Here is a 1507-nt window from a genome sequence, read left to right as displayed (position 1 = left end):
CGTGAGTTGCCCTGTGTCAAGCCGCCACCTGATGATCTTGTGTGAGCAGGTGTTGGAGGGCTCGGTGGCGGTCCGGGTCGTAGGGGGTGTTGGTGGTCCAGCACTTCCAGATGATGTCCAGCCAGGCGCGGGCCAGGATGCGGACCGCGTGGGGGTGGTCGTGGCCGCGGGCGCGGGCTTGGGTGTAGAGGTTGGCTGCCCAGGGGTTGGCGTGGCGGCTGTCGCCGGCGAAGTCGCAGACGGCGTCGCGCAGTTGTTTGTCCACGGCCCAGCGGAAGGCCACGATGCGGACTTTGCCGGATTCGCGGGTCGAGGGTGCGACGCCGGCGAGGCAGGCCAGGGACGCTGGGGTGGGGAACCGGCCGCGGGCGTCGCCGATCTCGGCGAGCAGCCGGGCGGCGCGGACGGTGCCGGAGCGGGGCAGGCTGGTGAAGATGTCCCGGTCGGGGTGCAGGTCGAGGGCAGCGGTGATCTGCTGGTTGAGGGTGTCGATCTGGGTCACGATGGCGGCCAGGGTGGCGAGGTAGGCGCGGGTGATGCCGGCCAGGGTCTGTCCGTGGTCACCGGTGGCGCCGCGAGGCGCGGCGTTGATGCGGGCGTGCAGCACGGCTGGGTCGGCGCGGCCGCAGTAGCTCACGCTCTTCAGCCAGGCGGCCAGGCGTTTGGGCGACAGCCAGTCCAGGGCGTCCTGGGTGGTGAACCGGGTCAGGAACTGCCGGCTGATCGACGAGTCGATCTCGTTGAACAGCTGGACGGTGGCCGGCAGCGCTGTGGTCAGGTGAGCGCGCAGCTGGTTGGCGACCGCGATGCGGTGGGCGACCAGGTCTTTGCGAGCGCGGCACAGCTTACGCAGCCCGGTGGTTGTCTCGCTGTCCAGCACGAGCGGGGTCAGCCGGCGTCGGTCGGTGCGTACCGTGTCGGCCAGGACATGGGCGTCGAACCGGTCGTCCTTGTTCCCGGCCGAGCCGTAACGTCGGCGCAGTGCTTTGACCTGCGAGGGTGGGATCACGTACACGGTCGTGTCGGCGGCCAGCAACGCATCTACGATCGGCCCGTCCGGGCGTTCGATGCCGACCGCGTCCACCCGATGCCGGTCGAGCAGGTCGATCAGCCGTCTCAGGCCAGTCTTGGTGTATTTCAGCGTCAGCCGCTCCAACGGCTCACCGTCGGCGTCGACCACGCAGACCGTGTAGTCGTCCTTGGCCCAGTCCACCCCGGCCGAGTTCCCTCGCGCCGGCGCGGCGGTGTCGGTCACACTCATGGTTGCCTCTCCGCTGCGCTACCAGTGGGGAAGCACCTGGTGGTTTCGGGACACCACTGCCGGTCGCTCATTGAGCGGCGCTCGATGGCGCATAGCCCTGTTGCCAGTCGGGGTGTCCCGGGCCGCCGGGCCTCGCAGAACTCACGCTGGACCTCGAAGGTCGAGCGAGCTGGGCGATGGCCCGACGGTCACCGGTGCACTCGAACCAACATCAGCTCGAGTGAGACAAGGGTGCACCAATGAGCG

General features: G+C 69.2%; 1 protein-coding gene. It reads right to left on the bottom strand.

The genetic code is table 11. The annotated features are described in order from the left end of the window. Positions 1-16: 16 nt before the first annotated feature. Positions 17-1261: an IS110 family transposase gene (locus tag AB0M79_RS36305; RefSeq protein WP_364223365.1), complete on the bottom strand. Its 1245-nt coding sequence runs from the start codon at positions 1259-1261 to the stop codon at positions 17-19. Positions 1262-1507: the final 246 nt, after the last annotated feature.

This window comes from Polymorphospora sp. NPDC051019 (genome assembly GCF_040683055.1).
GTDB lineage: Bacteria > Actinomycetota > Actinomycetes > Mycobacteriales > Micromonosporaceae > Polymorphospora > Polymorphospora lycopeni.
This window is presented reverse-complemented; position numbering and strand designations above follow the sequence as displayed.

Coding starts and splice junctions, on each gene's coding strand:
- AB0M79_RS36305 (WP_364223365.1), bottom strand. CDS start 1,261: ATGAGTGTGACCGACACCGCCGCGCCGGCGCGAGGGAACTCGGCCGGG.